17 protein-coding genes and 2 CRISPR repeat arrays are annotated in these 26,778 nt (G+C 66.3%); of the genes, 8 read left to right on the top strand and 9 right to left on the bottom strand.

Annotated elements, in window-relative coordinates:
• The first annotated feature begins 144 nt into the window (after positions 1–144).
• Positions 145–1,581: a cytochrome P450 gene (locus RYH79_RS16585; RefSeq protein ID WP_370901390.1), complete on the top strand. Its 1,437-nt coding sequence runs from the start codon at positions 145–147 to the stop codon at positions 1,579–1,581.
• Here the strand turns inward: RYH79_RS16585 and RYH79_RS16580 are convergent.
• Positions 1,485–5,777 carry a PAS domain S-box protein gene (locus tag RYH79_RS16580; protein WP_370901388.1) on the bottom strand — a complete coding sequence of 1,431 codons (4,293 nt, stop codon included), beginning with the start codon at positions 5,775–5,777 and terminating at the stop codon, positions 1,485–1,487. The two genes, RYH79_RS16585 and RYH79_RS16580, sit on opposite strands and share 97 nt — an antisense overlap.
• A 116-nt stretch (positions 5,778–5,893) precedes the next feature.
• Between RYH79_RS16580 and RYH79_RS16575 the strand changes: the two genes are divergently transcribed.
• The 3 genes from RYH79_RS16575 (at position 5,894) to RYH79_RS16565 (ending at position 7,270) form a co-directional block, all read left to right on the top strand.
• A complete protein-coding gene (locus RYH79_RS16575) occupies positions 5,894–6,406 on the top strand; it encodes a hypothetical protein (RefSeq protein WP_370901386.1) in 513 nt (170 codons plus the stop codon).
• Between the two features lie 83 nt (positions 6,407–6,489).
• Positions 6,490–6,627 carry a hypothetical protein gene (locus RYH79_RS16570; protein WP_370901384.1) on the top strand — a complete coding sequence of 46 codons (138 nt, stop codon included), beginning with the start codon at positions 6,490–6,492 and terminating at the stop codon, positions 6,625–6,627.
• Between the two features lie 157 nt (positions 6,628–6,784).
• Entirely contained in the window at positions 6,785–7,270 is a 486-nt protein-coding gene (locus RYH79_RS16565; protein WP_370901382.1) for a cupin domain-containing protein, read from the top strand.
• Between the two features lie 772 nt (positions 7,271–8,042).
• Positions 8,043–9,350: a CRISPR direct-repeat array (repeat unit 31 nt; unit sequence GCTTCAACCCCTCGTGGGGTCCTTCTGGAAC).
• 118 nt (positions 9,351–9,468) lie between these two features.
• Here RYH79_RS16565 and cas2 read toward each other — a convergent pair.
• From cas2 to RYH79_RS16530, 7 genes are all read right to left on the bottom strand, one after another.
• Positions 9,469–9,729, bottom strand: a complete 261-nt coding sequence (cas2, locus tag RYH79_RS16560) for a CRISPR-associated endonuclease Cas2 (protein ID WP_370901380.1) — start codon at positions 9,727–9,729, stop codon at positions 9,469–9,471.
• A 552-nt stretch (positions 9,730–10,281) separates the two neighbouring features.
• Positions 10,282–13,020 carry a CRISPR-associated endonuclease Cas3'' gene (locus tag RYH79_RS16555; protein ID WP_370901378.1) on the bottom strand — a complete coding sequence of 913 codons (2,739 nt, stop codon included), beginning with the start codon at positions 13,018–13,020 and terminating at the stop codon, positions 10,282–10,284.
• A complete protein-coding gene (gene cas5b, locus RYH79_RS16550) occupies positions 13,017–13,802 on the bottom strand; it encodes a type I-B CRISPR-associated protein Cas5b (protein WP_370901376.1) in 786 nt (261 codons plus the stop codon). Before cas5b ends, RYH79_RS16555 begins: the two co-directional genes overlap by 4 nt.
• A complete protein-coding gene (cas7b, locus tag RYH79_RS16545) occupies positions 13,802–14,806 on the bottom strand; it encodes a type I-B CRISPR-associated protein Cas7/Csh2 (protein WP_370901374.1) in 1,005 nt (334 codons plus the stop codon). The genes cas5b and cas7b overlap by 1 nt, the downstream gene beginning before the upstream one ends.
• A 2-nt stretch (positions 14,807–14,808) precedes the next feature.
• Positions 14,809–16,965 (bottom strand): TM1802 family CRISPR-associated protein, encoded by a 2,157-nt coding sequence (locus tag RYH79_RS16540; protein WP_370901372.1) that lies wholly within the window; start codon positions 16,963–16,965, stop codon positions 14,809–14,811.
• A complete protein-coding gene (locus RYH79_RS16535; protein ID WP_370901370.1) occupies positions 16,962–17,741 on the bottom strand; it encodes a CRISPR-associated endoribonuclease Cas6 in 780 nt (259 codons plus the stop codon). Before RYH79_RS16535 ends, RYH79_RS16540 begins: the two co-directional genes overlap by 4 nt.
• A gap of 237 nt (positions 17,742–17,978) precedes the next feature.
• Positions 17,979–19,418: direct repeats of the CRISPR family, unit length 31 nt; unit sequence GTTTCAGGAGGACCCCACGAGGGGTTGAAGC.
• Positions 19,419–19,586: 168 nt separating this feature from the next.
• Positions 19,587–20,495, bottom strand: a complete 909-nt coding sequence (locus tag RYH79_RS16530) for a DUF7351 domain-containing protein (protein WP_370901368.1) — start codon at positions 20,493–20,495, stop codon at positions 19,587–19,589.
• Between the two features lie 99 nt (positions 20,496–20,594).
• Here RYH79_RS16530 and RYH79_RS16525 point away from each other — a divergent pair, with 99 nt between their 5' ends.
• Entirely contained in the window at positions 20,595–22,166 is a 1,572-nt protein-coding gene (locus RYH79_RS16525; RefSeq protein ID WP_370901366.1) for a serine hydrolase domain-containing protein, read from the top strand.
• 189 nt (positions 22,167–22,355) lie between these two features.
• Positions 22,356–23,330 carry a DEAD/DEAH box helicase family protein gene (locus RYH79_RS16520; RefSeq protein ID WP_370901364.1) on the top strand — a complete coding sequence of 325 codons (975 nt, stop codon included), beginning with the start codon at positions 22,356–22,358 and terminating at the stop codon, positions 23,328–23,330.
• 300 nt (positions 23,331–23,630) lie between these two features.
• On the opposite strand, the gene RYH79_RS16515 is transcribed toward RYH79_RS16520, so the two are convergent.
• Positions 23,631–23,963, bottom strand: coding sequence for a hypothetical protein (locus tag RYH79_RS16515; RefSeq protein ID WP_370901362.1), 333 nt, complete (start codon positions 23,961–23,963; stop codon positions 23,631–23,633).
• 254 nt (positions 23,964–24,217) lie between these two features.
• Between RYH79_RS16515 and RYH79_RS16510 the strand changes: the two genes are divergently transcribed.
• Both RYH79_RS16510 and RYH79_RS16505 read left to right on the top strand, forming a co-directional pair.
• Entirely contained in the window at positions 24,218–25,651 is a 1,434-nt protein-coding gene (locus RYH79_RS16510) for a hypothetical protein (protein WP_370901360.1), read from the top strand.
• The gene (locus RYH79_RS16505; protein ID WP_370901358.1) at positions 25,648–26,517 is read left to right on the top strand and encodes a hypothetical protein; all 870 of its coding nucleotides are present in this window, start codon (positions 25,648–25,650) and stop codon (positions 26,515–26,517) included. Before RYH79_RS16510 ends, RYH79_RS16505 begins: the two co-directional genes overlap by 4 nt.
• Positions 26,518–26,778: the final 261 nt, after the last annotated feature.

Genomic DNA, 26,778 nt, shown 5'->3' with positions numbered 1-26,778 from the left:
CAGAAGCCACCGCCGAACGTGCGGGTCCGACCACGTCGGCGGACGGTGGCGACAGGTGGTGGTCGGTGTTCCGGTAGTCCGAGCGGACCGTCTGTCTCCTCTGGGCTCCACACGTACTTCCGGCTGGCGAGCGACAGTCGGGGTGTGTCACAGCCGCCGCGTGCCCCCGGCCACTGGCCGCTCGTCGGACACACAGTCTCGTTTCTCCGGTCGCCGTTGTCGACGCTGGACCGGTGGGGCCAGACGGACGCGCCGGTGGTCTCGGCGTCCGTCGCCGGGCGGCAGGTGGTGGTCGTCACCGATCCACGAGTCGCTCGGCAGGTTCTCGTCGACGCCTCCGAGGAGTACCAGAAGGCGGAGATTCTCCGAGAACGTCTCGGAACGCTCCAGGGCGGGAGTCTCGTCCTGTTGGAGGGAGACGCCTGGCGAGACCGGCGTTCGGTGGTCGGGTCGGCGTTCACCGCCGACCGAGTGTCGACCGTCGACAGCGTCACCGCGGCGTACGCGGACGGGGAGCTGGCCGACTGGCCGACCGACGCGACGGTCGACCTCCAGGCGACGGCTCGTGACCTCACGCTCGCCGTGCTCGCGCGGGCGTTGTTCGGGTTGGACCTCCGGGGCGGCGACACCCCGATCCACGCGGCTGCCGACGACGTGCTCGCCCGGCTCCGGCTGGACTCGCCGTCGACGTACCTCCCGGAGTGGGTGCCGACACCGACCAACCGCCGGTTCCGACGCGCCGTGGCGACGCTGCACGCGCGTCTCGACGAGACTGTCGAGCGGCAGCGTCGCTCCGACGGGAGCCACGACGGTCACCGCGCCCGCGACGACCACGACGACCACAGTGACCGCGGACTCCTCGGGACACTCGTGGCTGCCGGACTGCCGACGGAGACGATCCGGGACGAACTGATCGCGTTCCTGTTCGCCGGGTTCGACTCGACCGCGACCGCGCTGTCCTGTACGCTCGGGCTGCTCGCGGCCCACCCGCGACGACAGTCGTCACTGGCGGCGGCGGTCGACCGGAGCGTCGGCGACAGGTCGCTGGCGGACGCCTCGCCGATCGACTGTGAGCCACTCGACGCGGTCGTCCGAGAGAGTCTCCGGCTGTACCCGCCGCAGTATCTCCTGTTCAGGGAGCCACTCTCCGACGTGTCGCTCGGTGGAGCACAGGTGACCGCCGGGACACCGGTCGTGCTGGCCCCGTGGCTGTACCACCGCGACAGTCGGTTCTGGGACGACCCGGAGACGTTCCGCCCGCAGCGGTGGCTCGACGGCCGAGACGGGCGAGGGAGCGCTGCAGACGACGAGGACGGAGACGGGACCGCCGAGGGCAGGGGTGTCGACGGCGGCGGGCCGGGGCTCGCCGGCGACGACCGCCCGACTGCCGCGTACGTCCCGTACGGCGTCGGCCCGCGCAGTTGTATCGGCCGTCGGATGGCCGACCGGATGCTGCGGACCGCCGTCGCCGCGGTCTGTCGGCGCTACCGGCTCACGCCGGTCGACGAGCTCACCGTCGCCGGCGGCCCGACGCTCGCGCTCGACGGGGGCGTGTCCGTCCGTGTCCAGCCACGCGAGTGACCGGCTCGTCGCGCTGGGAACGGCAGGCAGGACGGACACCACCGAGACGCTCGGGATTCCACAGAAGGGCCCGTACCCGAACGTGGACGAAGGTCACACGAGGCGGTTCGTGTTCGAACGCGTGTCACAGTGCGACGGGAGAGACTCCCGGCGTGTCTCAGCCGGAGGAGCCAGGCACGGCGAGAGTTCCTCGGAAGTCCGTCGGCAGACGGAGACACACGCGTCCCGTCGTCACCCGGGTCGACCGAGATGTCGCCGCCGGCTTGTGTGACGATCATCCGAACCATCCACAGGCCGAGACCCTGTCCGTGTATCAGAGACGTCTCCTCTCCGGTCTCGAGCACCTCTGCCTCGCTGTCCGGCATCCCGGGACCGTCGTCGTACACGTCGATCTCGACCCACCCCTCCTCGGGACGTGTGGCTGTCACTTCCAGTGTGGCGTCGTCAGTCACACTGGCCGCGTTCTGGAGCAGTTCACCGACGGCCTTCTCGACGCTCGTCGGAACCTCGAGTTGCTCGCTGTGTAGATCTGTGTCGACCGTGACCGACGAGTGCCGCTCGCGGACAGTTCCCACGGCCCTGGCGACCAACTTCTCGAGTCGTGCCGTCCGTTGATCCTCGGGCTCCGTCTGGAGCATCTGTCGGATCTCTTTCACTCGTTCGGTCATCGACCGCCACCGGTCGATGATACCGTCGATCCGCTCGAACTGTTCGGATCGCGTCTCCGGGTCGGGCTCTTCGGCCATCAACTCCGACCAGCCACGGACCTTACTCAGATCGTTCCGCATGTTGTGACGCAACACTCGTTGGACGACCTCGAGGTGTTGCCGGCGCTGACGTTGGAGCGTCACGTCACGCCCCTCCGCAACCAGCAACACCACTTCACCACTGTCGTTACGGACGGGCTTCAGCGAGAAGTCGATTGTCGCCAGCCCGTCTGCACCCCGTACCTCGGTCTCGTAGCGGACGAACTCTCCGTTTCTCGCCTGAACGATGGCGGCCTGGATACGATCGTACACCGTCTCGGAGTGGTTCCACCACAGCACGTCCGGGAACTCCCTGCCGACGATCTCCTCGCGTTCGATCCCACCGAACTTCAGTGCCGACTCGTTGGCCTCGATGACCGTCCCGTCGGGCTGGAGTAGTCCCGTGAACTGGAACGTCTGGTTGAATATGCTCTCGAACCGGCGCATCTGTTCTCTCATCTCCGTCACGTCACGCAAGTACAACAGCATCCCGTCGATCGCGTCGCTGTCGAGCATGTTCCGGCAGTGAATCTGGAGATTACGCCACTCGCCGTCGGGCGTTCGGAACCGGCACTCGACTTCTACCTCCGACTCTGCTCCGTCGACGGCGGTGTAGAACGACTCGATGGCCGTCTCACGCTCGTCCTCGTGGACGTAGTCGAAGAGGTTCTGATCGACCAGCCGCTCCGGGTCGCACCCGAGGACCCGCTCGGCCGAGCCGCTGGCGTACGTGATCCGTCCCTCCGTGTCGGCGATCGTCACCACGTCTTCGGACTTCTCGACGAACTGCTCCGTGCGTCGGCGTTGTCGTCGCCGGTCGGTCAGGTCGCGGACGACGACAGCGTACCCCCGGAACTCCCCGTCGTCCTCCAGTGTCGCGTACCGCACGTCCCCGTAGAACTGTGACCCCCCGCGTCGGGTGTACCACCCTTCGTCGGAGTTCTCGCCCGCGACTCGTGCCTGTTGTAACAGCCGCTCCGCGACACTCTGCCGATCCTCGGGGAGTAGTTCCTCGACAGCCATGCCCGTCGCGTCCGTCGACTCGTAGCCGAACAACGACTCGGCACCGGTGTTCCACCGCTGAACCCGACCGTCCCCGTCGAGAACGACGAAGGCGTACTCGTCGAGACTGTCGATCAGCAGCCGGAGCTGCTCCCGTTCTTCGGACAGTTCGGCGCGGGCGGCCTCGCGGCTGATCTCGTAGCTGATCCACCGGCGTAACAGCCCGACGAACGATCTCTCCGTCGGGGAGAACGGTCGGTCACGCGCCGACGGTCCGGCAAAACAGACCGTTCCGTGGGTGTCGTCGTCGACGTGGATCGGTCCGCCGACGTACGACCCCAACGCGAACCGTTCGTAGGCGGGGTCGTCTCCCCACCCCTCCGCCGTGGCGTCGAGGACCGTCATCAGCTCGTCTCGTTCCACCGTCCGCCGGCAGTACGACTCCGGGAGCGGACACGACGCGCCAGGTTGGAGTCCTCCGTGGTCGCCGTGTGCGTGGGTGATCGTCTGCGTGCCACCGTTGGTGACGTCGGTCTCGATCTCGGTGAGGAACCCGTACGGGAGTTCGAGATAGTCGGTGCCGGCCTCCAGCAGGGCGTCGATCTTCTCCGAGCGCGACAGTGACTGGTCCGTCGTCACCTCGTACATTCGTTCGAGCACGTCGACAGTCGCCCGTCGTCGCTGTTCTCGCTCCAGCCGGTCCGTCTCGTCGCGGACCGTACACACCAGTCGGTCGTCGTCGAGCCGCGTCAGCGACAGTTCCGCCGGGAACGTCGACCCGTCCGGTCGAGAGCCGGTGACCATCCCCTGCCACTCCCCGTCCGTGTCCAGCGTGGAGAACGCCTCGGTATCGATCCGTCGAGCCTCCTCGTCGTCGTACAACTGCCGCCAGGTCTCGCCGAGCAGTTCGCTCCGGTCGTCGAGACCGTACATCTCGGCGTGTGTCTCGTCGGCGTACGTGTACTCGTCGCCGTCGAGAATCGCGACGCCGTCGCTGGCCTCCTCGACTGCCCGTTGGAACGACTCCAGCTGCTGACGGCGCTCCGTTCGCTCGGTCACGTCGCGGATCACACCCGCCGTTCCGCGGAACTCGTCGTCCCCGATCACTGCGATCCGGTTCTCGACGACCTTCGGGTCGCCGTCCGCGGTCCGGAGCTCGAACTCGGCGGTGGTCGACCGGTCGTCGCTCGCGAGGAGGCGCTCGATCTGCTCGCGGATCCGAGCGACGTCCGCCTCGTCCATCCCGATCGACGGGGAGTCTCCGACGACCTCTGGACCGTAGCCGAACTCCCGGAGTGCAGCCTCGTTGACGAAGCTGAACCGACCGTCGCGGTCGAGCGCGTACACCGGGTCGTCGACCGCCTCGATGATCGTCTCGTAGCGTTCCAGCTCCTCGATCCGTCGGTGCCGTTCGATCTCTCGGCCGACCCACTCGGCGATCAGCTCGACGTACTCTCGTTCGTCCGGCTCGAACGCCCGGTGTGGTGTCGGTGCCGAGAAGTTCACCGTCCCGTACGTCTCGCCGTCGACTGTCACCGGAACACCGAGGTACGATCGGACGGTGTCCGACGCGAGGTGTGACCGGTGGTCGGAGTTCGCCAGGCCCGGGAACGCGGTCACCGTCGAGTGGTTCTCGACTGTCGTCGCACACACCGTCCGATCCAGCTCGTAGACGGTCCCGACCCCGTGGGAGTCGGTCGGGTCGACGGCCGCCGCCACCTCGTAGTCCGTCCCGTCGACGTGGGCGAGGAGCCCGGTTTCGAGGCCGACGTACTCACACCCGAGCGAGAGGAGCCGGTCGACCGTCTCCGCGAACGACGCGTCGTCGACCGTCGCCTCGTGGAGTCGGCGGAGCGCACCCGTGTCGACATCTCTCCGAGCGTCGGGCGTCCGGCCGTCGTCCGCTTCGGTCTCGCCCGTGTCGTCTCCCGCGGCGGTCTCGTCTGTGTCGTCTCCCGCGGCGGTCTCGTCTGTGTCGTCTCCCGCGGCGGTCTCGTCCGTCTCTCGGGGGTTGTCGGCAGCCGAACGGTCGGTGAGAACGCGTTCGAGGTGTGGGCCAACGGCCTCGACGAGTGCGACGGCCCGGTCGGCGAACCCGTCGGGCACACGAGTGACGACTTCGACAGCGGTCTGGTCGCCGACGGGAACGAGCAGTTCGGTCGTCGACTGCTCGTCCGACCGGGTGTCGAGTGTCGACTCCGTCAGCGGCCCCGTCGGGGGGAGTCGTCGAGACGCGACCGTCGAGCGGTCGGAGTGTTGTGCGTTCCCCACGATTGCCCAGTCGTCGTCGTCCCTCACCCAGACCCGCACCGTCGGGTCGTCGAACGGAATCTGGAGCAGCTCTGTCGTCCGTCGTACTGCTTCCTCCTCCGTCTCCGAGAGGAGGAGTTCGTCCACCCGGGACAGACACTCTCCGAAGTCGGATGAACTGACGTGCACGTTTGCCACGGAACGTGACGACGCGTCCTACCAGTATAAGTGCGACGGCGACACAATACAATCTGACCTCGTATTAAGTCGTACAAGAACGCACGTCTATTTCTACGCTCGGAGGACCCTACGTAGTGGAACTCGCGAGAGCACCGGTCGTCGTCCGCCGTGGCAGGAACGAGTCTCTACGTCGGAACTCGACGATGGAGTACGAGACGGGTGTGTACGGAGAGACGGGTGCCGAGCGTGGGTCGTCGGCAGGTCGGCGGGATGACGGCGATACGGGCGAAGAGACGAGAACGACGACGGTCGTCGTGACGGTCGGTGCGTTGCCGGACGGGTTCGAGAAGGCGAGCGTCGTGGTCGAGACGGAGACGGCCGCGACCGTCCGAGAGATCCAGCCGGCGCTCGTCTCCGACGATCGGACCCGAGTCGTCCGTCGGGCCGACCGCGGCCGAACGACTCGCGTCCAGTTCGTCGACCTCGCCGACGCCGTCGGTGCGACGGCGGAGGCGACGACACGAGCGGTCACGGTCCGCCTCCCGCGTGCACCGGCCGGGGTACAGGAGTTCGCGTTCACCGTCAGCCACGACAGCGTGTCGCTGTCGGAGGTGTCCCCGGGTGCCATCGACGGCGAGGAGTTCTAGGTCGTCGAAGGCGACAGTGGCTCTCGGCGGGTCCGTGTAGGGGAGCCGACCGCTCGCAGTCCGTCCGGGAGCGGTCCGACCCGGTGACCCTGTTCACGCCGACGTTCGCGGCGGCGGTCGACCCCGAGCGTCTCTCCGTCGCGGCCGAGACGCTCGTCGCCGACGACGGGAGCTCCCCGACGGAGCAGTGGAGGGTCCAGGCGACGACGCCGTCGGAGTAGCGCGACGCGAGGACTCTCCGGCGGCGTAGATACGCCCACACGCCCGGTGGAGTCACGCGAACGGAGACACTCCGTGTGGCTACATCCCCCGCCGAGATCCGAGTAGCCGCCCCCTCGCTCGTGAAGGCTTATCGTCGCCGCTCCCGTCCACCCGGGCGTGACCAGGGTGAACGAGGCGACACTGGACTGGGAACGGGTCGACGAGGAACGGACCGGGCTGCGGCGCAAACGGCTGGGACGTGCCGCCGGCGGCGACGAACTGGGGTGTAGTCTGTACGAACTCCCGGCCGGCGAGCAGTCGTGGCCGTACCACTACCACACGGGCAACGAGGAGTCGGTGTACGTCCTCGCGGGTCACGGCGGCGTTCGACTCCCCGACGAGACACTGTCCGTCTCGCCGGGCGACTACGTGGCGCTCCCGGCCGGTCCCGACCACGCCCACAGCGTGTTCAACGACGGCGACGAACCGCTACGGTACCTCGTCGTCTCCACGATGCGGGACCCCGACGTGACCGTCTACCCGGACTCGGAGAAGGTCGGCGTGTTCGCCGGCGCACCACCCGGCGGCGAGGGAGAACGAACCGTCCACGGCTACTACCGACGCGACGACGAAGTGGACTACTGGCTCGACGAAGAGGACTGATCGCCCTCGGAGCGATCCCCCCTAGCGGTAGTTCGCAGGTCGGCCGCCGGGCCACGCCGCTCTGCTGGCGCACTCGAGAGGGGATCCGACCGACGGTCAATATCGTGACGGCGACACCGACCGACAGAGAGTACTGTCGGCAGTCGACCCCTCTGCGGTCGGTCTCACGGACGCGGTCCGCGCGGTCTACGGCCACCTCGCCGGCGAGAACCCCGCCCACACGGTCGACGAGTCCCGCGACCACGTCGACACGCCGGCCACCGACGACGATCCGGGGGGGGTTGTGGCCCCCGTCTTCACCCGTCTACTCGGTGCGCTTGATGACTGACATCGGTAGCCGGTGAGTCGTCCTCAGTCGTCGAGGAGCCGAAGAGAGCTTTGCTCCCGTCGGCCACGCCCCGCCGATGGACGACTCTCGCCCTCCAGAGCCGTTCGGCGGTACCGGCGCGGACGGTGCGGACACGACTGCCGAGATGGAGACACAGAGTCGTCGGCGGTCGTGACAGCGACGCTACGGGCTCGACGTGGCTGGCAGCTGTGCGACTCTTCTACCACCTCGTCGTCGCTGGGGTGTTGCTCGTGGGCTGCTTCCGCGTCGGTGACGAACTCGGGGCGCTCGGGCTCCGGGTGTTCCTGTTGCTGCTGTACGTCGCCGTACGGGTGTCCCTCGTGCCGGCGCGGGTGGTCGCCGGTGACGGTGTCCTCGCTGTCTCCCTCGTGGGGTCCTTCTGGAATCAAGAATGGAATAGATCTGTTCACGCTTCCCGACCGCGCTTCAACCCCTCGTGGGGTCCTTCTGGAACCGGGCACCGCTGTCGCGTGTTCTTCGACTCGTGGGTGCTTCAACCCCTCGTGGGGTCCTTCTGGAACATGAAGAACGAAATCTTCTCTGGGGCCCCCAGCGTGTCGCTTCAACCCCTCGTGGGGTCCTTCTGGAACTTGCACGTCCGTTATGTCATGTTACTGATACGGTTCGCTTCAACCCCTCGTGGGGTCCTTCTGGAACAATAAGGTGTCTACCTCCTCGAACGTACTGGAGGCGCTTCAACCCCTCGTGGGGTCCTTCTGGAACCGTCCAGATCATGGCGAGTGTTCACTGGCGGGCCGTCGCTTCAACCCCTCGTGGGGTCCTTCTGGAACGCTTCGGGGTCGGAGCCTGGACCGGTCGGACCCGCGTGCTTCAACCCCTCGTGGGGTCCTTCTGGAACACTCACGTCTCTCACTCATGGGGAGAGACTCCCCGAGCTTCAACCCCTCGTGGGGTCCTTCTGGAACACAGAGACGACTCCCGCCACTCGCGTCCCCGTCTCTGGCTTCAACCCCTCGTGGGGTCCTTCTGGAACACCTCGCAGATCCGTGCAGGGTGGATGTCAGTGCGGAGCTTCAACCCCTCGTGGGGTCCTTCTGGAACCTGGTTCGTCGTCGTCCTGGCCGTCGTCGATGCGCTCGCTTCAACCCCTCGTGGGGTCCTTCTGGAACCGGTGGGTACGGCTGTGTGACCAGGCCGGCATCCCGGCTTCAACCCCTCGTGGGGTCCTTCTGGAACCGCCCCCCGAACCTCCTGGGGCGTCCGACCACACCAGCTTCAACCCCTCGTGGGGTCCTTCTGGAACGGGTCGACTCCGATCTAGAGCGGGTCGACTCCGATGCTTCAACCCCTCGTGGGGTCCTTCTGGAACAAGACCGTGGTGTGCAAGGACTACTCTAAAGCAAGGCTTCAACCCCTCGTGGGGTCCTTCTGGAACAACACGGTCGTCCCGACGGACGGAACTACCACTACCGCTTCAACCCCTCGTGGGGTCCTTCTGGAACTCGGTGTCAGTCGCCATTGCAACCTAACCAATGGCCTGCTTCAACCCCTCGTGGGGTCCTTCTGGAACACGACGACACCGAGGATACTGACGCGTCGGCGGAGCTTCAACCCCTCGTGGGGTCCTTCTGGAACACGTTCGTGACCTATGATGAGTCGGTTCAAAAGTGGGGCTTCAACCCCTCGTGGGGTCCTTCTGGAACGCGGGCGGCGCGCGAGCCGGCGACGGGCGTGCGCTCGCTTCAACCCCTCGTGGGGTCCTTCTGGAACCATATCGATATACACGGCTACAGCGTCTAATAACCCCGGTTCTCACGCCAGAATTTCATGACCCCTCGATTCCCCCTCAGCCCCCGGGGGGTCGATGACGGAGACCCCCTGCTCCCGGCTACGTGAACCGACTCCCCGGTTCCTCGGCGTCGCCGAGAACAGTGCAGTCGACACTGGCAGCAATCTCGGCGGTGAACACGTACAGAGAGTCGTCGGGCTCCAGTTCGTCGCGTATCTCGCCTTTCACCGTCGCAAGCTGCCCCTCGGTCAACTCACCGTGGAACACCGAGTTCTGGATGTGTTCGAGGTACCGACGGAGTAGCTTTCGGTAGATCCGTGTCCGTTCGGCAGACACGTCGTACGTCACTAGAACGAACATTACCACCACCGCCTCGTCGGGTGGTACGTCTCACCCGTGAGTAGGTGCTTCTTCAATGAGCTTCAATCCCTCGTGGATCCCATCTGGAACCCCCCCGTACCTGATACCCGTCCAGCGACTCGCTGCCTCAACCCCCCGTGGGGTCCATCTGAAACGTTGACCGAGGACGGACGGAAGCGCGTCTTGGAGTTACTTCAACCCCTCGTAGAGTCCTCCTGAAACCACGTACGTATCTCCCCCGTCAGGTCCTAAACCTTGTCCTCACACCGACCAGATTTCGTGACTCCTCGATTCCTTCCTCAGACTCCGGAAGATGGATGATAGAGGGGCCCCCTCGCCCAGCTACGTGGACCGACCCTCCGGTTCTTCGGCGTCACCGAAAAAGTGCATTCGACACTCGCCGCGATCTCGGCGGTGACTGAGACTGCGAGTGGTCTCCCCTTCGTCCGTCACGAATTTCGATCTCTCCTTACCAGTGAGTACCTCCTCGGTTAGATCACCGTACAAGCCAGGCCATCGAACAGCTTCAGTCGATGGGTGCTGCCTGTCGAGTCACTCGGGGTCAGCCCCGTCGACGATTCCGAGGTGTGGATCGAATCCAGCGGGGATTTCGGTTCCGTCGACGAGGAAGACAGGCGAGTCGTAGACCGAGACACGCTCGCTGGCGGGAGTGTCGAGGATCTCTCCAAGTCGGCGCCGACTCACACTGAACTGCAACTGCTGTGCCTCGCCGAACAGTCGTTGTACCGTGTCCCAGGCCTCGTTCTCGACGGCGGACCGGAGCCGATTCATCAGCTCAATCTCCTCGGGGATTCGGGCGAACAAAACCTCGACCCGATCGTCGCGGTTCTCTATCAGCGACGCACTCCGGAGGGTCTGTGAGGCTGCACTGTCGACGGCGTCGACGAGCGAGCGGTCTCCAGGGTCACCCCCATGGATGCGTTCGTAGAACTCTTCCACGACGGGGCCGATCATCGTCGTCTCTTCGACCGTCCGGTCGGCGTAGTCGTACGGCACTGACCGGACTGTCGGTACCAGCCGGTCACCGTCGATAGCGTAGATGACCTCGGAGGGAGGCCGCTCGGATCGAGCCGCTGGCGGCGCTTCGAGTCGCCAGACGGAGACCGTGCTGGGACTCGCGGATTCGAGGCTCCGGTTACACCGTCCACCAGACTGTACGAGCGACGGAACCGGAGCTAAGTCGCGGTACACACGGTCGAAACTGAGATCTACTCCAGCCTCGACGACCTGCGTCGCAGTACAGATCACGCATGTTTCCTCGACTACATCACTCTCGCGGAGGAACCTGATGAGCCGGAGTCGGTCCGGGGGCCGGACCACGGCAGAGAGGTGAACGACGAGAACAGTGTCCGGTTCTGCAACACGTTCGGCAACCCGGGCCTCGAACTCGCTTCGCTCCGGATCGGCGAAGTCGTCCGGGTAGCACTCGTTGTCAGTTACCCACTCGTGGAGGCACACACCGAGTGAGACGACTGATCCGTCTCGGACGTGGAGAGCATCCGTGATCGCGGTGTCGAGACAGCGAGCACTGTCGATGGTGTTGCACACCGCGAGGGCTGTTTCTCCCTCGGACGTGTCGTCCACGAGGAGTTCGGCAGCACCTGAATGGGAGAGTACGCCGCCGGAGGCGCGACCAGACGAGTCGTTCTCGTCGGTGGAACTCGCCGACTCGTCGCGGTCTCGGACTGTCGTCGCCTGGCTGTCAGGGTCGACACCGTCGACTGACGGGTGAACGGTGTACTCGACACGCGGGTTGTCGGCTAGGAATCCTAGAGGACCGTCCCGGTGTTCGACGAGTCGATGAACTTCGTTCTCGGCTTCTTCGTCGAAGATCCGCGGCTGGGTCGCAGTCATCGACAGGACGACCGCGTCGAACTGGTCGACTAGCACGTCCGCCAGTCGGCCGACGACCGGCCACCACTGTACGTCCAAGAGCTGCGGCTCGTCGATCACAACGACGCTCTCCTGTAGCGACGGGAGCTTCGGCGCCTGGTTCGACGTCGGGCCGGCGAGCGACTCGAACAGTTGCACGAACGTCGACAGCACGGTGTTCGCTCGCCACGACCTCCCGAGGAAGAATTCGGCCGGAACGTCCCCGTCGTCGTCTTCCTCCTCGGCCACCAGTTGCGCGTCAATGTCGATCCTCGTCTGTTCTAGATAGTGGTCGACGAGCAGACTGTCCGCCCGCCCGGCACGCCTGTACACGTCTCGGATCGTGTCGGCGGTCTGGTCCACGATAGACGTGTACGGGAGGACGTACGCGAGGGTTCGACCGTCGGCATGGTCTCCCTCCGCGGCGGCCGTAGCCAATTCGAGCCCCGCCCAGACCCCCGCGTGTGTCTTTCCGAACCCGGTCGGGAGCTGGATCGTCCCGAGGAACCCGCCCCCGCTGTCCTCGCACTGGTTCACCGCACGGTCCCGCACCTGTCGTTGGACCGACGTTCGAATCCGGTCCAACTCCGATGTCTGTCCACCGCCACCGAGTTCGTCGATAGCGGTCTCCACGACACCGGGAGACGGGAGTTCGCGCTCGAGTCCGGGCGAGATCTGCTCGGTCGGCGTCCGAGTGTGCGGTCGGAACTCCCGTTCGAGCACGATCGACCTGTCAGCGAGCTTCAGCGCCCCCGTGAGGAGGACGAGCGTCCCGTACGCGGTGTCGGGTGGCCGTCGTTCGACCCTCCCGAGGTCGTACGCGAACAGCCGTTCGTCGAGGTACTCCTCAAAGTCGGCGAGAGAGCCGCCGCCGCCGGAGGCCGTGCGGACGATCCGCTCCGCGTACGCCGGAATCCGGGAGCGGACGTTGTCGACTTGCTCGCCGACTCTGTCGAGGCGGTTGTTCACCGGCGGCCTGTCGGCTGCGTACCGATCGGTCTCGTTCTGTATGTCGGCCGTCGCTCGGTGGTGTGCCACAGCGGCGTGGAACCCGACGCTACACGTAGTCTCGCTGTACCCTCGCCGATCGAGCGCGTAGTGCGCCAACACGGCACCGAGAAGCGAGTGGTACGTATACTGTTCCGGCTTCCCGACAGTCGTGGACCGTTCGTCGAAGTTCGCCTGGAACCACTCGGTGAGTTTCCCGAAGTCGTGAGTCCAGCCGAGCGTCGCCGCCACCGGGCGGAGTGGTTCTCCACCCCGGGTTCGACGGTCTGCTCCGATCAGGGCGGCCGCCCTGCCGGCGACATCCGCGAGGTGCCGGTGGACGAGTTCGGGGCCATCGCCGTCCGGCGGGCGTGACCACAGCTCCGCCGGGTCGGTGAAACGACCGGTCAATGGAACACGACCCGGTCGTCGAGTTCGTCCGAGACGGGTGTCCCGACTGGCACGTCGTCCCCGACGTCGAAGGCACCGCCGTCCTGCCGCATCGTGTAGGTCGTGAACGCCGTCGTCCGGCGTCCTCCGGAGTCGACTGCCTCCATGAACGTCGGGACGCGCTCCCGGAGGAACGTCACTCCGGCCACGGGCCGCACCCGAGAGTCGTCGTCCGGAAGCACCGAGTCGACGGCCCGGTTCGAGGTCTGTTCGAGTTCGTGACGGCCACGGAACGTGACGGTGGCCAGACACTCCGAGAGTCCGAGCGACGGGGTGTACACCGACTGGCCGGCCTCCAGCGTCGCTGCCAACTCTTCGTACGTCTGCTGGTCGTCCAACTGGAGGTAGATCCGGTACGTGACCTCGCGCAGGATCTCGTAGGGATTCCGCTGTCTGGACTGGAGCGATCTGGGATTCACTGTGACGATTCCGGTGTCGTCTTCGAACGGCTCACCGATGTCGCTCAAGTTCTTCGGCGCGGTGGAGAGTTCCGACCGCGGGAGTGACATCGTTCGCAGTTCCGTCTGTGGGACGATTCCGACGGCAGACACGCCCCGCCCGAACGTGTCGTAGTACGTGTCTCGCCCGAGCCCGAGCACTGCCGCGAACAGTCCGGCGACCGTCGTCCGTGGGATGGCGTGGTAGGTCTGGCGGGTGCTGTTTCCCCCAACCTTTCGGAAGTGGGCGACAGGTCCACCGACATCCACGACGAGACACTCGTCTGGGGGGTCGGCTGGTGCCATCACTCTTCGGCGGTTTCGACATCTTGGTAGACTCCGATCGGAGCCACCGAGATGCCACTGACGGATTCGATTGCACTCCCGACGGACTCGTACGTCTCACCGTCACCTCCAGTGACAGACATCCGGCGGTCTTCCTCCACATGGACGGTCTCAATAGCCTCCGAGTGGTTCGACAACTGCTCGACGAACCCGGAGATGTCGACGGCGTAGTCTTTGATCGTTCGGACATCGGCCAGCGGCCCCTCGGTAGACATGTCGAACGTCTCGTCGAGATTCCCGATATGAAAGTCGTCGCGGACGTACTCCACGCGGAGGTACAGTCGGGGCTGCTGTCCGACCTTGCTTCGGGTCATCGTCTGGTTCGAGAGTGCTCGCCACACCAGCGTGTCGAGGCGTTCGACATCGGACTGCGTCAGCCGGGTGTCGGTGGCGGCGTTCTCGTTCACCACGCCGGTGAACCCGACGAGCGCGTACTGTAGCCGCTGATCGGTTGCGAACGTTCCTTGCTCGGCGTCGTCACTGCTGTAGATAACCGTTGTGAGGCGTTGTGTCGCCTCGTTCACCTCGACTGGATTGTAGCTTCGGCCGGTCTGGAACTGCACCGGTCCGACGAACTGGGTGGGAAGGTCTTCCGTCACGTCGGAGTTGACCGAGATCGTGGCACCGAAGTACCGGACATCGGTTGCTGCCTCTAGGAACGCTCGCTCGGGGTCGATTCCCTCGTCCATCCGTGTCGCGACCTCGTCGTACAGGCGCTCGCGGGTCGGCTTCTCGCCCAACTGCGAGGAGTTCTGAATCAGGATCGGTTCGCCGTCGGCGTACAGTTGGTCCCTGATATACCGTTTGAGACGGACATCGGTGACGATCGCCTGGTCGGTTGCCGGGTCGATCCGTGGTCGATTGTCACTACTCAGTGGGTCGCCGTTGGGGTTGCAGTCGCGGGCGTCGTACAGCAGGACGATCTCCGAGCGATTCTCCGGTGGGGTGTAGTCTGTGTCGGACATGGTCACTCTGTGGCCGCCGGCTGATTCGCCTTCGGTGCGGGCTCTTCCTCGCTCTCTTCTTCGTCGGCGTCTGGGCTCGTGTCGGAGTAGCCGTAGGAGATGCCGAGGGCGTAGTGCATCCGGACCTCGTCCGTCGAGAGCGACCACTCAGACGGCTCCGTCCGGTGGAGGAGATCGGTGAGGCGGGTCTGGTACCGGAGATTCATCACACCGGTGTTGTCCTCCATGTCCGAGTAGTCGTTGTTCTTGCCGATCACCTTGTGGACGATCCGCGGGACGTTCCGCTTGGTGACGTTCTCCACGGGGTACCGTCGGATCATCGTGTTGTACCCCTCGCGCATCTGGTAGGCGCTGAGCCGTCCCACCAAGGCTCCGAGGAGGAAGCACGTCTGTCGTTCCGGTTCTTTGAGGAGCGGGTGGTTCTCGATGAACTGTTCGAGCAGGCCGTCGCGGGATGTCGTCTCGTCTGGCATCTGTGTATCGGGGTCGATTGCGGGGAGTGCTTCCCCGTCAAGCGTGTCGCACGCCACGAGTGTACTCCACTGTGCGTGCTGCTTTGCGAGCAGGTAGAACGGGAAGTCACGATTTCGGCTGTCGTCTCCGAGGAGGTCGTTCTGTTTCTCTACGATCCGTCTGACCAGGCTCTCCCGGTACCGTGACGCCGGGATCGACTTCTCGCTCATCAGTGCGACGAGACACTGTACCTGGACATCGTCTGGCCCGAAGATGGGGTCGTTCGAGTTCCTCTGCGGGTTGTACAGTGTCTCGTCGAAGTACTGTCCGGAGAGGACGCTCTCGGGCAGCCGAACGTTCTCGGGGTCAAGCAGTGAGAACCGATCTTGACCGCCGCCAGAGCGGAAGACACCGCGCCAGTCGTCGCTGGCGTGGGGCCACTGCCCGAGAACTTCGACGTGTCGGTCGCCAATCGTCACCGGGCTGAGCCCGTCGATCTCACCACGCTCTGTGAGGATTTTGTCCTTCTCGTCGAGATCTGTCGCAACGACGATCTGATACAGCTTGAGACGGTCGGCGAACCGCGACCGCTCGTTCAGTCTGTCGGCGAGCAGCTCTCGGAACCGCTGGTCACCGTTCAGCGCGGTGTCGAGCAGTCCTGCGAGCCGACGAACATCGTCTGCGTCGTCGGTCGAAGACAGATACGGGAGGTACCTCATCTCGATCCCGACATCCTGGAACCCGTTTTCCCCCGTGACGTAGAGATCGACAGAGCAGGAGGCCGTGTACGCCTGTCCAGCAGCGACGTTCGCGGCCGTCTCCTCGGAGAGCGGCCGGACCTGGTACCCCTCGTCGGGGTCGAAGTTGGGGAACTTCTCCATCTGCTTCCCGTGAAAGTACTCGACGGGAGACCCGGGCGTCGCCCCGAGCGCGGTTCCAACCTTGCCTGTGACGTAGTCTGCCGCCTCGCCAGAGGAGTCGTTCGCCTCTGAGTAGCCCTTCATCCGCTCTGTCTTCTTGGCCACCATCGCTTCGTTGACGATGGGGATCTCTCCGGGGTACCGGAACAGACCCTTCGGCTCTGTCTTGATCTTCAGCGAGACGAGGCCCTCGAAGGACCCCCCAATCGTCTCGACCCGCTCTTCGACGGTCTCCCTCACTCGCTCTACTGCCGCGTCGTCGCCACCGAGCGCACGGAGCTGGTCGATCACGGTCTCGTCGTCAGACTCCTCCGCGGTCCGACTCACCTCGTCGTCGGTCGGCCACCGGGTGAGCCGGTCGGTCGAGTACTTGGCCGTCTTTCCCGCCTTCTTCCCGTTCGCGTGGTGCGGGATCGAGTGGGCGATGATTTTCCCGCGCTTCTTGATCGGCCGTGTGTACCCCACCCGGACCGCTTTCTCCCAGGTGAGTCGCTCCAGGGTGACGAGTTCGTCTGCGAGTTTCGGCTCCTCGCCGCTGAGGTCAACGTGAACGTTCAGCAGCGAGTCCTCTTGGTCGTACAGACCCTGGATCTTGTCGTTGTCCGGGGTCATGTGCGTGACGTGCTCCGCCGGGACATCTCCCGGGACTCGTTCTGTGACGAGCATCGAGTTGATACGCCCGTACACCGCGACCACGTCGTATACCGACGACGGCGGGCGGTCGAGCGTGAGCGCCAGGAGTTGATCGTCCGAGACATCCGCGAGTGGCAGATCCTGAACGCTCATGAGCCCCCAGAGTCCTCCTTGATATTCAGGAAGCCGAAGCCCATCGCGTTCCGCTCGGCGAGCCCGGCGTCTAACGCGAGGTTCAGGTGACGACGGTGATCGTCGTCACGGACTTGGTAGCCGAACTTCCACTTGCTGAGGATCCACGTCTCCTCTTCGCCCTCGGTGACTGTCACGGGAAGCGCGAACGTCTTGATCAGTTCGTAGCTCTCGAACAGACTGTCCGTCACGTCCGACGGACCTGGAAGGTCCTCGGGCGCGAAGTGGCCGTGCTTCCAGTCGAGGTTGTTCTCGACCTGTGTCTCGAACGGATCGATCGTGTGCTCCGGCTTCCAGAACTCCGACTGGTCAGAGTCCACGTCGATCCCGTAGTCGTCGAATCGCCACGGCGGGATTCGGACGAGAACCCCCGTACCGGTCTCGATCACACCTTTCGTCCCGGGCTCGCCCACGTCCGGCGCGAGCACGCTCTGGTCGGTGATCTCGAAGGGCATTTCGCCGACGTTCAGCTCCGGATTGGCGTCGAAGTCGGCGGCAATCTCGCCGAGGAGGTCTCGGTTCGGTGACGCGACGAGCAGCGTCCGTTCGTCTCCCTCCTGCATGTCGTAGGGGGGAAACGGATTCGAGAACACGAGTCCCGTCGGCGCCTCACTGCCGTGTCGGTCGTCGAACGCCGTCCCGTCCAGCGCACCCCACATCCGCCCACGGAGCTTGTGATGGTACGTGTGGTCGTACGCCGCGTCCGCCCGTGCACGGAGCCGGGCTAAGAGCCGCATCTCGTCTCGTCTCCTCTCGTCACTCTAATTGTCACGAGTAACGGTCCAATTGTCTGTCCGAGTCATAAATCTAATCATTGGGTTCTCGACCTGGAGTTCGGTTACTCGAGGGGAAATCACTCAGCTGTCCGTCCACACTTCATCGACCCCCGGGGGTCTGAGGGAGAATCGAGGGGTCGTGAAATCTGGTCGGTGTGAGGACAAGGCTTAGTACCTGACGGGGCAGATGAGGGCATGGTTTCAGGAGGACCCCACGAGGGGTTGAAGCCGCACCGATGCGGGGTGGTTGGAGTGAGCCGGGCCGGTTTCAGGAGGACCCCACGAGGGGTTGAAGCAAGATCACCGGACGAGATGGGGAACACACGCTGACGAGTTTCAGGAGGACCCCACGAGGGGTTGAAGCTTCACCATCGGGCCAGGAAGCCTCGGCGGCGGGGGCGTTTCAGGAGGACCCCACGAGGGGTTGAAGCAGCGCGCCGCCGATGTTCCGAAACGAGTTAAATCCGGTTTCAGGAGGACCCCACGAGGGGTTGAAGCGACCGCTCGATAGAGCAGGTGCTTCGCGGCTGTCAGTTTCAGGAGGACCCCACGAGGGGTTGAAGCTCCCGGCTGTTGCCGCGGCCGGCGGGCGCCCGGCGCGGTTTCAGGAGGACCCCACGAGGGGTTGAAGCGTCCCACACTCCCGACACTGCGCGTCGTCGTGTGGGTTTCAGGAGGACCCCACGAGGGGTTGAAGCATCCGTGCGGGGTTGCCGTTGATGGCCCGAGCCGCGTTTCAGGAGGACCCCACGAGGGGTTGAAGCCCGACGACGACGTACCGCCTTACCGACACCGCAGGGTTTCAGGAGGACCCCACGAGGGGTTGAAGCGCGCCACCGCCGGAGTCAAGCGCCGGCACCGCGTCGATTTCAGGAGGACCCCACGAGGGGTTGAAGCACGCGGGTGATCACTAGTCCCGCGACGGCGACGTTGTTTCAGGAGGACCCCACGAGGGGTTGAAGCCGGGGACGCGCTGGGAGCAGACTGTGGGACCCCACTGTTTCAGGAGGACCCCACGAGGGGTTGAAGCGAGGAGCGGAAACAGGAGTTCCAGGTTGAGACGTACAGTTTCAGGAGGACCCCACGAGGGGTTGAAGCTCGTTGCGCCCCTCGGCGCTCGCGTTCCAAAACATCGTTTCAGGAGGACCCCACGAGGGGTTGAAGCGGTCTCGGAATCTGGCTGAGGATGGACGTATGATCCGGGTTTCAGGAGGACCCCACGAGGGGTTGAAGCGGGATGGGCGCGTGGTTGAGGATGGACGCATGATCCAGTTTCAGGAGGACCCCACGAGGGCTTGAAGCACACTCCCGACGCCGCGACTCGCGTGCCGTCGAACGTGTTTCAGGAGGACCCCACGAGGGGTTGAAGCGACGCCCCGCGCCGCCGTGAGCGACGCGGGAGCGGGGTTTCAGGAGGACCCCACGAGGGGTTGAAGCACCGACACAACACCGATCCCGACGGCGTCGGCGCCGGTTTCAGGAGGACCCCACGAGGGGTTGAAGCATCGCCGGCATCGTCGGCACCGAAAGCAACGTGAGCGTTTCAGGAGGACCCCACGAGGGGTTGAAGCTGGCGAGCGAGACGTTCGACGACCTCGGCGAGCTGCGTTTCAGGAGGACCCCACGAGGGGTTGAAACAACCCCGACAACGTACGGTAGCGCCACCTCCACGATGTTTCAGGATGACCCCACAAGGGTGAAGTGAGGACGTAGTCACGAGAGCGGAGAGTGTGGTCGGAACGCGCCGGCGACGCCAGCACGACGAGTCCCGACCGACGGTGATCGTGGTGAGTCTCGTCGCCGTCCTCACGTCTCGACGTCACAGACCGTGCCGTCGTCGTCGAGTCGAAGTCGGACGCTGTCGTCTCCGACGGAGACCTCGACGGCGACTCGGAGCGGGTCTCGGCTCGCGACGTGGCTCTCGGCGTGAGTAGCGAGCACACGCCGACCAGTCTCGCGGACGTCGATGTCGTGGCGCCAGCACAGCGAGACGACGGCGGGATGGTCGATCACGCACCCCGCAGGCGTGTTCGAGAGCTCGAGCCCACAGCGTTGACAGGTTCCTTCGAACCAAGCCTCGTCGTCGACGGCGAGTTCGGCGTCGACGGGGCCTTCACAGTCGGGACAGACTCCGGCGCGGAACGACTCGGTGTAGAGCGTCCCCCGACGGAACCCCACCCGACAGGCCGTTGCGACGCCGACGCGGTCGACGACCTCCGGGCCCACGTCGAAGGCGGTGGTGTGCGTCGAGCAGTCGATTCGGAGGCGACCGTCGGTGTACTCGACGGTCGCCGGCGTGCCACAGACGGGACAGTCGGCTGTCGCGTCGACCTCCGTCGTCTGTTCGGGGTCGAACCGTTCGGCGACGACGACGGAGAGGAGTCGTCGCCCGACGGTCGACAGCCGGTAGCCCGCGTCCGTTCGCTCGACCGGCCCGCCGACGAGCCGATCCAGGTGGTAGTTGAAGTTTCCCGGGTCGTCGTGGCCCACGCGCTCGCGGAGTGTCGAGAAGGCGAGCCCTCCCTCGTCCGATTCCTCCCGGGCGTACTGCCCGAGTGTCGCCAGGATCGCCGCGCGGTCCGACTGGCCGACGAGGTCGAACATCGCCGTCGACAGCTCCTCCGAGGGCTCACCGCCGTCGGTGACGCCACGCGGCGATTCGAGCGTTCGCCTGCCGCCGTCCGTGCGGTGACTCGGGTCTTCGGAGTCGTCCACGCTCCGCCGTGACGCTCCCACCTCACTCGAAACTGTCGGCCAGCGTATAGTAACGCGCTGCTGGGAGCGTTGAAGTTGGTGTCGCCACTGGCGTAGTGTGTGAACGACGACCGAGACGACGACGGCGAACACGGACACACCAGACACTCTCCAGCCGAGCGCGAGAACGCGGGAGAGGCGAGGAGCGACGCCACCACGGGTTCCAGGACAGGCGACGCCACCACGGGTTCCAGGACGGACGGAGGCACCACGAGTTCCGCGACGAGCGACGGCGCTGCGAGGATCACGACGGGCGACGACGCTGCGAAGATCACGACAGAGACGTTCGACGACCGGACCACGTCGTGGTTCGCGGACGCAGACTGCGTCGGCGCGAGTGTCGTCGTGACGGACGGCGACGATGTCGTGTACGAGCGCGGCCTGGGGTCGTGTGGCCCGGACGGTCCGGCGACGACGGCAGACACACCCTACGGCGTCGGGTCGGTCTCGAAGCCGGTGACGGCGTCTGCGGTCCTGCGACTGGTCGACGACGGGGCGCTGGCGTTCGACGACGAGATCGCCGCGTTCCTCCCGTGGTGGGACCCGCCGGGTGAACCGGTGACGGTCTACGAGCTCCTCACCCACACGTCCGGACTGCCCGCCGACGGTATGGAGATCCTGGCGTTCGGATCGACGCTGGGGATCGACGACGACGGGCGGGTCGAGACCTGGGAGGAGTTCCGGGCGTTCGTCACCGAGGAGTTCGACGCTCGGCGAGAACCGGGGTCGTTCGCGTACTACAACTCCGGGTACGTGGCGTTAGGGGGCGTGATCGAACGAGTGACTGGCGAGTCGTTCGACGACGCTGTCGACCGACTCGTGTTCGACCCGTTGGGCGTCGACGCGACGTACGACGCGGACGCGCTGGCAGAGCCGGAGGCGGCGACACCGTGTCGCTCCGGGCCGGACGGACCGGAGCCGACGACGTTGCCGGGGACGGCGCTGATAGATCCGGCGGGCGGGCTCGTCGCCTCGCCGCGGGCGCTCGCCTCCTTCGTCACCGCTCACGCGACCGGCGAGTTCCCGGTCGAGTCGTCGTTGCTCGACGCGGCCCACCACGGACACGCCGACTGGCGGACGTACGCCGACGGCCAGACGAGCGGCGTCGGCTACGGGTGGGAGACGACGCCGTTCGGGGACGACACGCTCGTCGGCCACAGCGGGTCGACCGGCGTCTCCGGGGGGTACGCGGGGTTCCTCCGCGACCGCGAGGTCGGTGTCGCCGTCGGGCTGACGGGTCGGCCGTCCGCGTCGCCGGTGACGTTCGCGCGAACGCTCCTGGCGGACGCCGTCGGACGCGACCCCATCGGCGTCGACCGGGACCGAGCGCTCGAACGTGCCGTCGCCGGACTCCCCGGCCGGTACACGACGGCGAACGGCGTCCGCCAGGCGACCGTCCGCTGGACCGGGGACCGACTGCAGCTGGAGTTCGACGGTGTCGGGCCGATACCGGCCGAGACCCGGCCGCTGGTCCCGCGGTCGTTCGACCCCGACGCCCCCGTCTTCGAGTCCGTCGACGACGACGGCGAGGTAGAACGGGCCGCGTTCCACGTCGCCGACGACGGCGTGACACTCGACTTCGGGTGGTTCCGGTTCGAACGGACCGGCGACGCCGACAGCGAGGCCGTCTGAGGCGGCGTGTTCGAGCGTTCGGTGTGTGCCGCGCGCAGCCTCGACCAGAACCGTGCCACATCACCTCTGGCGGGGCGCCGACGGCGTGGGCGGCGGGTCGTCGTTCGTCGTCGGGTCGGGTCGCGTTCGGGTGTGCAGACACCTGCCGACGGGGTGCCCGCTCTCTCGGGTCGAGAGGAAAGACAGTACGTGTCATCTATCGTAAAGTCCGGCGTGGAGCACGGCGGTCGGTCCGAGGAGGGTCCGCGGTCGTCTGCTCGGCGTCCAATCGACGACGGGGTGGAGACAGTCGTCGCCAGTCACGGCTGCCGGGTACGACTCCGGCACCCCGGAGGCGTCGACGGCGTACGAGGAGCGATTCGACACCAGCTCCCCGACGTGTCGTTCGAGCCGTCGGCGTCGACAGGGGGGTACACCGTCGCCGTCGAGACGGGGTCTGCGGGTCTGATCACCGACGACCGACACTGTCGGCTCACCGTCCCAGAGGAGGCAGTCGACCCGGTCGACGTCGCCGTCCTCGTCGCCCGGGCGATGGAGTTCCTCTACCTCCGGGCGGGTCGTTACTCGCTGCACTCGGCGACCGTCACCGACGGCGACCGGGCGATCGTGCTGACTGGCGAGCCCGGGTCGGGGAAGACCACTGTCGCGGTCGGGCTGTGTCGGGGCTACGGGCTGTCGCTGGTGGCAAAGGACCGGACGCTGATGGACGGCGACACCGTCGTCGGCGGGGGGAAACGACTGGCGCTGAGTGATCGCGTTCTCCGTGACGACTTCGGGGTCGATCCGACGACGGTCACGCGACACGACACCGCGGGCGACCTCGACCCGGCGGCGCTGGACGTCGACACCGCTCCAGCCGAGACGACGGTCCCAGTCGCGCGAGTGATCCACCTCGACAGGATCGCCACCGCGACGGAGTGGGGGCAACTCGACCGTACGAGAGCTCGGATTCAGTTGTCTCGTCGCGGCGCGTTCTTCGCCCGACTCCACCCGACACTGCTCACCGGGCCGGGGATCACCGTCCCCGTGTTGGAGTCCGACGACGACGCCGCTCGGCGGCTCGGCGCCGTCGAGGAACTGGTCGCGTCCGCGCCCGTCTCGACGCTCGTCGGGCGACTCGACCCCGTCGTCGACGCCGTGTACGACAGGGTGTTCGAGCAGTAACCGACTCGTTCCCGTCTCGGTGCCGGTCGCACTGGGGAGGGCGGCTGTCGAAGGACTCTACTCGGACACGGCGCCGGCACACCGGGCGACGAGTGACGGCGGACTCGGGGCAGATCCCTCGCCGGGGTCGGACAGTCAGCCCGGCGGGACCGGCCGTGCGTGTGGATCTCTCGGTCGAGACTGGCGACGGGCTCCCCGACCCGCTCTGTGTTCTCCGCCGTCGAGCCACGACGACACACTGTGCGGTGGCGAGTCGACAGCAGCGAGGCCGGACCCGCTCGGGAGCGACGACGACAGCCGTCACTCCCAGACAGCGTCGTAACCGGCGTCACAGACGACACCGTCGGTGGTGAGAGTCGCGTCCGTTCTCTGTGCACGGTGGCTGACGACGATCAGTCCGTCGCGGACGCTGAACCCGTGCCCGAGCTTCGGGTACTCGGTCAGTTCCTCGTCGTCGACCGGGGCGACGGAGACGAGACCGTTGCCGATCAGTGCCCGGTAGACGTTCTTCGGCGTCGCCGAGAGCGTGGTCTCGCGGACGTTCTCGTCGCGGAAGACGGAGCACAGCACCTCGGCGAGAGCCGTCCTCGGTGCCTCGACGACGCTCTCACCCACTTCGGTCTCGACGAACACTCGGCCAGCCCGCTGCGGGAGCGCGTCGACGAGGTGGACAGGAGTGCGACGGCGTCGGCGGTGTACGTCGCTATCAGCCGTCCTCGTAGTTACGGTCGCGTCGGTCGGGGACACGCTGACGCGACGCCTCGGCAATCTCCTCGCGTGTCGCCGACACTCGCGTGCTCCGTGTGGCTACACTATCGTCTTGTTCTGTTTTGAACACAGCTATCTATCGGTACTACTAAATCGATACGTGCTCTACTGGAACTCACATGAACTTCACCGAAGGAGAGTCCGGAACACTGAGCGTGATCGACGAGTTCCGGGACACGGTACAACTGGAGTTCGACGCCGACGCGGAGCCAGGACTCCGGTCCGACGGCCCGGGACTGACCGCGTTCACGGAGGTGGGCTACGACCCGCAGGAGCGTCACCACACGGAGACGACGGGCTTCACCGCGCCGCCGGTGGCCGCGACGGTGGTCGACCTCGCCGCCGACGGCCCGGAGCACCGCCAGCTCACCGACGGCGACACCGCGGCCGTCGGCCCGGACACGGCCGTGATCCTCCGAACGCCCGTGCTCGTCCACGTCCGCGCCGACGGGACGGGCCGAGTGCGGCGGACGGCCGAAGCGGTCGAGGTCGAGTTCGACCAGCCGACCGAAATCGAGATCGGCTTCGAGAGTCGCCACCAGGACTCGCCCGGCTCGATCTACGTCGAGGAGAGTCTCGACGGCGTCGCACGCGGGCTCTCCGCGCTCGGGTGTAACACGCAGACGACCACGCCGGACCGCAGCTTCCCGAACGTTCGCAAGCAACCGCCACGGATGCGGTTCCGCGACAGAGAGTCCGTCGACGGCGCGCTCGCGGACTGCCCGGACACGGACACGGAGGTCGTCGTTCCCGGAACCGACGACGACGGACTGGCGCACCTCCTGCCGACGGCCGGACTGCTCCACTACCTCGGTGCCGAGGCGACGGTCGATCCGGACGCGAGCGGGACCCACCTCCGCGTCGGCCCGGAGACGTTCCACCTCGGCGACGACCCCGAGACGACCGACCAGACGGCCTCGGCGCTCCTCCGGACGGTGTTCTTCCTCGACTGTCTCGCTCGAACGGGTGGCCCGTACGGCACGGACCTCGTCGAGCGCGAGCTCCTGGACGAACTCGGACTCGACGCCGTCCGGCTGTACGACACCCCGCTCGCCGAGCGGGTTCGGCGGTACCTCGACACGACGGGCGTCCTCGGCGGCGACACCGGCGGCGGCGACGGAGACGGAGGCAACGCCGGCGGCGACTTCCTCGACCGGCTCCCGGAGTGGCACCTCGGACTCCACGTCGATCCGGAGCTGGAGCGCGTGCCGGCGCTGTCGCACTACCTCGGTCGACTGGCCGACGTGTACAGCCCCAGCGGCGCGCAACTGGAGACGCTGACGGATCGTGGCCGGTGGTCACAGCGGACGACCCGGAGCCGCCAGGGGTACACCGCCGGCGACGTGATGATCGGGCCGGAACAACGTGCCCGGACGGTCGGGTGGCACGGTCCCCGGCGGGCGCTGCAGGCGTTCAACGTCGTCGGGGACGGGCTCCCGCGGCTCCGACCGCTGACGGACGGCGACCTCTCGGTGACGGTCGTCCAGGCGTCCGAGCAGACTCGACACTCGGCCGTCGGGTTGAAGCGCCCTTGCTGCGACCGTCGGACGTGAACAGGAGACGGTTCCTCCGCGGTGTCATTGCGTCGGTGTCCGCGGTGGGCGTCGCCGGCGCGGCCCGCGTGTTCGAGGTCGAGCAGGTCGACTTCGAGGTGATACACGACCGCCCGGAGCGGGCGTACGCGCTCGGACGCGCCGGGGTGGTCGACGCCGAGGAACTGGATCGCTCGGCGGAGACGGCGGCGCTGTCGTCGTTCGCGCCGTCGGTAGCGGAGGCGCTCCGGACGGTCGCCGGGGTGGCCGACAACTGTGGAGACTGCGACGGGGTCGGCGATCCGAGCGCGGTCCGCGAGGCGCTCGCGGGCGTCGAGTGGGTCGTCGGGTTCGGCGACGACCACGCACGGGCGTTCGCGGTCGTGCCGACGCAGGCCGACGGGCCGCCACCCGTGGCCGTCGAGGCGGCGGCCGCGGACGGGCTCGTCGGTCCTGGCGCGCCGGCGACGTTCGCGCTGACGGCGCGTAACCGGAGCGACCGCGCCGTGGTGGTGTTCGGCGGACCACCGGAGCCGTTCGGGCACGTCACTTTCGAAGCGGTCGACGGGCGCGGCTCCGAGTTCGTCCCGACGTTCTTCCCCGACGCGCCGCTGTCGCACCTGCCGCCACTGCGGAGTCTCGCGGTCCAGTCGTCGTTGAGCCACGAACGGTACGACCCCGGTGCGGCGACGACCCGCCGGTACCAACTCCGGGCGACGGAGCGGACCACGGCACCGGGCCGCTACGAGGCGACGGGCTCGTTCCGCTTCGGGACGCTCGTGCCGTCCGTGCTCGACACCGACGGCGTTCAGATCCCGACGACGGCCCCGGCCAGCGTGTGGTCCGTCGAGTGGACGCTCGGCGTTCGGATTGCCTGGGCGTGGTGAGACGGAGGCTCGAAGGACCAACCCCCACCCCACTGTTTCATGTGTTCTCGGGGGAGGGTGGGGAGGGGGGTCGCGTCACCACGGTAAACTGTTGACGAAACTACACTTAACGCCGTTTTCTAATTAGCGTTCGGTGCTGTACGTACTGTGGCATTATAGTCTTTTCTGCCACAGTAATAGTCTGTGAACCCCTCCCCCCCGTTCAGACGAGCAGAACACATGAAACAGTGGGGTGGGGGTTGCCGGCTCTCGTTCCCTCGA

This window comes from Halobaculum sp. MBLA0143 (assembly GCF_041361465.1).
GTDB lineage: Archaea > Halobacteriota > Halobacteria > Halobacteriales > Haloferacaceae > JAHENP01.
This window is presented reverse-complemented; position numbering and strand designations above follow the sequence as displayed.

Excerpts from the sequence above, each read along its gene's own strand:
- RYH79_RS16535 (WP_370901370.1), bottom strand. The coding sequence starts at position 17,741 with ATGCGGCTCTTAGCCCGGCTCCGTGCACGGGCGGACGCGGCGTACGAC.
- cas2 (WP_370901380.1), bottom strand. The coding sequence starts at position 9,729 with ATGTTCGTTCTAGTGACGTACGACGTGTCTGCCGAACGGACACGGATC.
- cas5b (WP_370901376.1), bottom strand. The coding sequence starts at position 13,802 with ATGGCACCAGCCGACCCCCCAGACGAGTGTCTCGTCGTGGATGTCGGT.
- RYH79_RS16540 (WP_370901372.1), bottom strand. The coding sequence starts at position 16,965 with ATGAGCGTTCAGGATCTGCCACTCGCGGATGTCTCGGACGATCAACTC.
- cas7b (WP_370901374.1), bottom strand. The coding sequence starts at position 14,806 with ATGTCCGACACAGACTACACCCCACCGGAGAATCGCTCGGAGATCGTC.
- RYH79_RS16510 (WP_370901360.1), top strand. The coding sequence starts at position 24,218 with ATGAACTTCACCGAAGGAGAGTCCGGAACACTGAGCGTGATCGACGAG.